Annotated in this window: 8 protein-coding genes; 3 read left to right on the forward strand and 5 right to left on the reverse strand. The window is 63.0% G+C overall.

What is annotated here, in order from left to right; translation table 11 throughout:
• Positions 1-71: 71 nt before the first annotated feature.
• The 3 genes from HBO05_RS26005 to HBO05_RS26015 are packed head-to-tail and all read right to left on the reverse strand — an operon-like array spanning position 72 to position 2,646.
• The gene (locus HBO05_RS26005) at positions 72-1,127 is read right to left on the reverse strand and encodes an alkene reductase (RefSeq protein WP_172314586.1); all 1,056 of its coding nucleotides are present in this window, start codon (positions 1,125-1,127) and stop codon (positions 72-74) included.
• A 26-nt stretch (positions 1,128-1,153) separates the two neighbouring features.
• The gene (locus HBO05_RS26010) at positions 1,154-2,320 is read right to left on the reverse strand and encodes an MFS transporter (RefSeq protein WP_169955529.1); all 1,167 of its coding nucleotides are present in this window, start codon (positions 2,318-2,320) and stop codon (positions 1,154-1,156) included.
• A gap of 11 nt (positions 2,321-2,331) precedes the next feature.
• On the reverse strand, positions 2,332-2,646 hold the full coding sequence (locus tag HBO05_RS26015) for a helix-turn-helix transcriptional regulator (RefSeq protein ID WP_172314588.1): 315 nt from the start codon (positions 2,644-2,646) through the stop codon (positions 2,332-2,334).
• A gap of 154 nt (positions 2,647-2,800) precedes the next feature.
• Between HBO05_RS26015 and HBO05_RS26020 the strand changes: the two genes are divergently transcribed.
• Complete coding sequence (locus tag HBO05_RS26020; protein ID WP_169955530.1) at positions 2,801-3,385, forward strand: ACP phosphodiesterase; 585 nt, start codon at positions 2,801-2,803, stop codon at positions 3,383-3,385.
• An 89-nt stretch (positions 3,386-3,474) separates the two neighbouring features.
• Here the strand turns inward: HBO05_RS26020 and HBO05_RS26025 are convergent, their stop codons facing one another.
• A complete protein-coding gene (locus HBO05_RS26025) occupies positions 3,475-4,266 on the reverse strand; it encodes a lysophospholipid acyltransferase family protein (protein WP_170042891.1) in 792 nt (263 codons plus the stop codon).
• Positions 4,266-5,021 (reverse strand): L-ornithine N(alpha)-acyltransferase, encoded by a 756-nt coding sequence (gene olsB, locus HBO05_RS26030; protein WP_057439788.1) that lies wholly within the window; start codon positions 5,019-5,021, stop codon positions 4,266-4,268. Before olsB ends, HBO05_RS26025 begins: the two co-directional genes overlap by 1 nt.
• Before the next feature lie 130 nt (positions 5,022-5,151).
• On the opposite strand from olsB, the gene HBO05_RS26035 reads away from it, so the two are divergent.
• Positions 5,152-6,030 carry an acyl-CoA dehydrogenase family protein gene (locus HBO05_RS26035; RefSeq protein ID WP_172314590.1) on the forward strand — a complete coding sequence of 293 codons (879 nt, stop codon included), beginning with the start codon at positions 5,152-5,154 and terminating at the stop codon, positions 6,028-6,030.
• Positions 6,031-6,308: 278 nt separating this feature from the next.
• Positions 6,309-6,538: hypothetical protein (locus tag HBO05_RS29115; protein WP_222932573.1), on the forward strand; the 230-nt coding region annotated here is incomplete at its 3' end.

Below are 6,538 nucleotides of genomic sequence, written 5' to 3' on the forward strand. Positions count from 1 at the left end.
GGCAGCGGTGTTTTGAAGATCCAATAAAAAGCCCCGGCTCTTGTGAGCCGGGGCTTTTGCGTTGTTGCGGGTCAGAGCGCCAGGGTCGGGTAGTCGATATAGCCGACCGGGCCTGGGGTGTAGAAGGTTTGCGCAATGGCTTCGTTCAGCGGTGTATCGGCTTTGAGGCGCGCCGGCAGGTCCGGGTTGGCGATAAACGGAACGCCGAAGGCTACCGCATCGGCCTTGCCCGCTGCCAGCCAGGCATTGGCGCTGTCCTTGGTGAAGCGCTCGTTGGCGATAAACGGGCCACCGAACGCAGCTTTCAAGTGCGGGCCCAGGCTGTCGTCGGCGTCTTTCTCGCGGGCGCTGATAAAGGCGATGCCACGCTTGCCCAATTCACGGGCGACGTAGGTAAAGGTTTCTGCCAGGTTGGCATCGCCCATGTCATGGAGGTCGGCCCGTGGCGACAAATGCATCCCCACACGGCCAGCGCCCCAGACCTCGATCACTGCATCGGTCACTTCCAGCAACAGCCGTGCGCGATTTTCCACAGAGCCGCCGTACTCGTCGGTGCGCTGGTTGGTGCTGCTTTGCAGGAACTGGTCGAGCAGGTAGCCATTGGCCCCATGCACTTGTACCCCGTCAAAGCCGGCGGCCTTGGCGTTCTCGGCACCCACGCGGTAAGCGTCGACGATATCGGCGATTTCTGCGGTTTCCAGGGCGCGTGGGGCCGGATAGTCGGCCAGCGGGCGCACCAGGCTGACGTGGCCGGCAGGCTGGATGGCGCTCGGTGCTACCGGGGTCTCGCCGTTCAGGTACGACGGGTGGGAGATCCGCCCCACATGCCACAGTTGCAGGAAGATCTTGCCGCCGGCGCCGTGCACGGCCTTGGTGATGTTGGTCCAGCCGCGCACCTGGTCGTTGGACCAGATGCCCGGGGTGTCCGGGTAGCCCACGCCCATCGGCGTCACCGAGGTGGCCTCGCTGAGGATCAGCCCGGCAGAGGCCCGCTGCACATAGTATTCAGCCATCAGCGCATTCGGCACGCGGCCGGCATCGGCACGGCAGCGGGTCAGCGGCGCCATGATGATGCGGTTCGACAGCTGCACATCACCCAGTTTGATTGGATCGAAAATAGTCGTCATCGCAAACACTCGTCTGTTCTAAGTGGTTAATTAGTGGCGGGGGCCAGGTCGGCATCGCCGCTCTGGCGGAACGTGATCAGCGTGACCAGCAGCGCCAGGATCGCCAGGGCCGCAGCCGCCAACGGCACGCTGGTCAGGCCGAAACCATGGGCAATCACACTGCCGCCAACCCAGGCGCCCAGGGCGTTGCCGATGTTGAACGCGCCGATATTGAGGGTCGACACCAGGTTGGGCGCGGCCTTGCCGAAGGTCACCACGTTGATCTGCAATGCCGGCACGGCGGCAAACGACGCGGTGGCCCAGAGGAACAAGGTGATTTCGGTGGGGATGATGGCGACGCTGGTCCAGGTCAGTGCGGTGGACACCACGGCCATGCTGATGAACACGCCGATCAGGGTGGCCGCCAGGCGCTTGTCCGCCAGCTTGCCACCGATGATGTTGCCCACGGTCAGGCCCAGGCCGATCAGCAGCAGGGTCCAGGTCACACCCTTGGGCGAGATGCCGGTGACATCGCCGAGCAGCGGTGCGACGTAGGTGAAGAGGGTGAACATCGACGCGGCAAACAGCGCGGTCATGCTCAGCGACAACCAGATCCCGGCACCCTTGAGGGCCGCCAGTTCGGCGCGCATATCGAGTTTCTCTTCATCACGCTTGGCCGGCAGGAAGCGGATCAGGCCGATCAGCGCAATCACACCAATCACCGTCACCGCCCAGAAGGTCGAGCGCCAGCCGGCTTCCTGGCCCAGCGCGGTGCCCAGGGGCACGCCGAGCACATTGGCCAGGGTCAGGCCGGTAAACATCAGGGCCACCGCCGAAGCACGCTTGTTGGCCGGCACCAGGTTGGCGGCCACCACCGAGCCGATGCCGAAGAAGGCGCCGTGGCACAGCGCGGTCACTACACGGGCAAACATCAGCACGTTGTAGTCACTGGCCAGGGCGCAGAGCAGGTTGCCGATGATGAAAATGCCCATCAGCGCTACCAGGGCAGCCTTGCGCGGCAGCTTGGCGGTGGCCAGTGCCATGAAAGGTGCACCGATGGCCACGCCCAGGGCATAGCCGGTCACCAGCCAGCCGGCGCCTGGAATCGACACACCGAGGTCGGCCGCCACATCGGGCAACAGGCCCATGATGACGAATTCGGTGGTACCGATGGCGAAGGCGCTTAAGGCCAGTATGAGTAGCGAGAGAGGCATTGTGGGGTCCTTTACAGCGGTGGGCTGAGTTCTTCGGTGATGGCTTGGATAAACGCTTGGATCACGTCTTCATTGCGGCGGAAAAAGTGCCACTGCCCGGCTTTCTGGCTGCTGATCAAGCTCGCCCGTTGCAGGGTGGCCAGGTGCGCCGAGACGGTAGACTGCGACAGGCCGCAGCGTTGATCGATCTGGCCGGCGCAGATGCCGTACTCGTGGTTGTGCACTTGTTCGGGGAACTGCACTTTCGGGTCTTTCAGCCAGTTGAGAATGTCTCGCCGTACTGGGTGTGCCAGGGCTTTTATTATTTCGTCGAGGTCAATGGACATGGCAGGGCTCGGTGTGGGTAAAACGTTATATCGCGATGAGGCGAACTTTAAATCGCTATATCCCGATATACCAATACGATTTTGATCTTGTTACCAGATAAATCGGTATATCGGGTTATAACGATACGTTGGCGGCAGTGCTAAACTGCGCGTCATGAATTATCTCGCACATCTACACCTCGGCGGCCAACTTCCTGCACAACTGCTGGGCAGCCTCTATGGCGATTTCGTCAAAGGCCGCCTGCAGGGCCAGTACCACCCGCAAATCGAGGCGGCGATCCAGCTGCATCGCTCCATTGACCGTTTCACCGACAGCCACCCGTTGGTCGGGCAGGCGTTGTCACGGTTCACCCTGACCCGGCGCCGCTATGCGGGGATCGTCCTCGACGTGTTCTTCGACCATTGCCTGGCGCGCGATTGGGCACAGTATGCCGACCAGCCGCTGGAACGCTTTACCTCCCAGGTGTACCGGGTGCTGGCGGCCGAACCGCAGCTGCCAGGGCGCCTGGCGCAGATTGCACCGTATATGGCGGCCGATGACTGGCTGGGTTCTTACCGCGAGTTCGCGGTAATGGAGCACGTACTGCGGGGGATTGCCCGGCGCCTGAGCCAACCTCAGGAACTGGACCGGGCGATGCAGGAACTGCGGGTGCTGTATGAGCCGTTGAGCGAGGATTTCCGGGTGTTCTATCCCCAGTTGCAGGCCTATGCAGATAGTCAAATATCCACGCCGATCTAATGTGGGAGCTGGCTTGCCTGCGATAGCGGTGTATCAGTCGCCACTGCTATCGCAGGCAAGCCAGCGCCTACATTTTTTGCGTGTTTGCCTCAGGCCGCGTACGCCGGCCGAACCGGCACTTGCTCGCTTTGCGGCACCGCTCCAAACAACGCCTTCTGCACCGCCTGCTGCGCCTGGTACGCCAGCGCCGCACGCTCCTGCCCGGCGCAGGCAATGGGTTTGAGCAGATGAATCTCAACGTCGCCCTGATCGTTGCCAAACAGACGCATCAGGTGCGAGAGCAAATCATCGTCACCAATAAACGGCGCGAGCGGATCAATCTGCCCATCGCGCAGATAGCGGATCGCCACTGGTTGCAGCGCCACATCGGCATCAATCGCACTGGCCAGCAGCCGGCCATGAAAGGTGCGCAGGCTGCGGCCATCAGTGGTGGTGCCTTCGGGGAACATCAGCAGCGGGTGTTTTTGCTCTAGATGCCGGGTCATCTGCTTGCGGATCAATTGGCTGTCCCCCGAGCCCCGGCGGATAAACAGGCTGCCGGCCTTGGCGGCCAACCAACCAGCCACTGGCCAGGTGCGCACTTCGGCCTTGGACAGGAACGACAGCGGCGCCACCATCCCCAGCAGCGGGATATCGGTCCAGGACACATGGTTGCTGACCCACAGCATCGGCTGTTGCGGCAACTCACCGTGCACGCTCACGCGAAAGGGCAGGGCATTGCTCAGGCGCGCCATGAAAAACCGCGACCAGCGCTGGCGCCGCACCATGGAATTGGCCACGCCCAAGCGTTCGAACAGGCCAAACACCCCGGCCATGCTCAAGCCCAGCGCCACCACCAACAGCACGCGGGCGATCCGCCCGTAGACCCGCAGGCGGCCCATCACATGGCCGCCTTGAAGTGACGGGCATAACGCGGGCACAACTCGTCGCGCTTGAGCAGGATGAACACGTCGGCCACCTGGAAATCCTCGTCCCAGCACGGCTCGCCGCAGATCTTCGCGCCCAGGCGCATGTAGGCCTTGAGCAGCGGCGGCATTTCGGCGATGACGTTGGATGGCAAATCCAGGCTCGGCAGGGGCTTTTTCGGCTCGGCGCGCAGGTGTTCGTTGCACAGGTAGCGTTCGCGCAGGCGCTGCATGATTGCGTGGGCCTGGATGCCACCGTCATGCATCGGGATGCTCGCGCAGCCCATCAGGTAGCTGTAGCCGCCCTGGTTGAGGACTTCGGCCAACTCGCCCCACAGCACCGCGATAGTGCCGCCGTTGCGGTAGGCCGGGTCGACACAGGTACGGCCGATTTCCAGGATCGGCCCCTGCAAATGCAACAGGCCGTGGAGGCTGAATTCTTCTTCGCTGTAGAACCGGCCCAGGGTGCTGGCCGCCTGGTGATCCAGCAGCCGGGTGGTGGCAACCAGTCGCCCGGTGTTCAAGTCCCGTACGCCAATGTGGCTGCAGTGAACATCATAGTCATCCATGTCCAAGCCCAGTTCTGCGCCTTTGAGCTTGGCATTGAACTCGCCGCTGAAAACGCTGAAACGCAAGGCCTGGGCTTCCTGCAAAGCCTGGGCGCCGATCAGGCGTTCGGCTTGCAGACGGCGTTCATTGCCGGTGTCACTGATGCGGGCGATCTGAGTCATGGCGAGTCTCCAGGTGCCGGCCAGGGTTGCGGCCAGTCGACTTTGTTGTGCAAAGTCAGGCTATGTACCCCCGGTGTCATCTCCATGAATCTACGGTGACGCTTAGATGACAGCCCCCAAGGAGCCCTCCATGCCCTGGCACGCTTTGCTCGATCGACCCGACCGACTGCCCGTCCACGCCAACCTGGCCGAGGGCTACAGCGTTTTATTGCAACGCCTGGGGCAGGTAGCGCCCTTTGAGTTGGCGACCCAGGGCGCGCGGCTGATGGCCACGCCCGGCCTGGCGTTCCTGGTGGGCTATCAAGCGGCGTTGCGCGCGTTATGGCCCAGCGCGCCCCACAGCCTGGGCGCCTTGTGTGCGACCGAACAGCGCAGCCTGCGCCCGCTGGACATGCAAACGCGCCTGGACGACCTGCGCCTGAGCGGGCGCAAAGACTTCGTCACCGCCGGCGATGCGGCCGACTGGCTGTTGATCGCCGCCCGTTGCGAGGCCGCCGATGAAAAGCCACGCCTGACCCTGGCCGTGGTGCTGGCCGGCGAGCCCGGCGTACGCGTAGAACCCTTGCCCGCGATCGCCTTGATGCCCGACATCAGCCACGGCCGCGTCCACCTCGACCACGCCGCCTGCGAGCGCTTGCCGGGGGATGGTTGGGACGATTACGTCAAACCCTTCCGCACCCTGGAGGACAGCTATGTACTGAGCGCGATGACCGCCTGGCTACATGGCATCGGCCAGGAGTGCGACTGGCCCCAGGCCCTGCGCCTGCAGTTATTGGCGCTGCTGGCCGGCTGCGCCGAGGTCATTCGCCAGCCCAGCGCATCGGCGGCGGGGCATGTGTTGTTGGGAGGATTGTTTGCGCAGTTCGAAGCGCTAAAGCCGCAGGTCAATCAAGCGATGGCTCAAGGGGCGTGGGCCGCCATGTGGCAGCGCGACCAAGCCGTGCTGGACCTCGCCGCCAGCGCCCGGGCCAAGCGCCTGGAAAAAGCCCTGAACCCAGGCCCCCGCTGACTGTGGGATGAGCGTGTGTGGGAGCGGGCTTGCCCGCGATAGCAGGGGGACAGGCAATACAGGCGGTGACTGATATACCGCCATCGGGGCATAGGTATCTACACACCTCTTTAGCTTATTGGGTTTGTGTACATATCCATTGCTGCGGTCATGGCCACTTGGGGTTCCGCCCTGACGGCCAGCGTGGTTTAACGGGGCGCCTAAGATCAAAAGCAAAGCGAGGCGGCCTGACAGCCGACCTGATCATCGAAGCGTGCGCGGACTCTGTAGGAGCTGGCTTGCCTGCGATGACGGTGTATCAGTCGATAAATGTATTGGCTGATACACCGCCATCGCAGGCAAGCCAGCTCCTACAGGGGAATGCAGCTTCGCGCTCTGGCTTTGCTGTTGCTCTGTTTTTGATCTGGCTTTTGATCTCAGGCGCCCCGTTAAACCACGATGGCCGCAGGCAGGTATTGCGCAGTGGGCACCCCGGCATGGATGCCGGGGTAGCCGCGACACGGCCATG

It is taken from the genome of Pseudomonas sp. WS 5079 (assembly GCF_012985465.1).
Lineage (GTDB): Bacteria > Pseudomonadota > Gammaproteobacteria > Pseudomonadales > Pseudomonadaceae > Aquipseudomonas.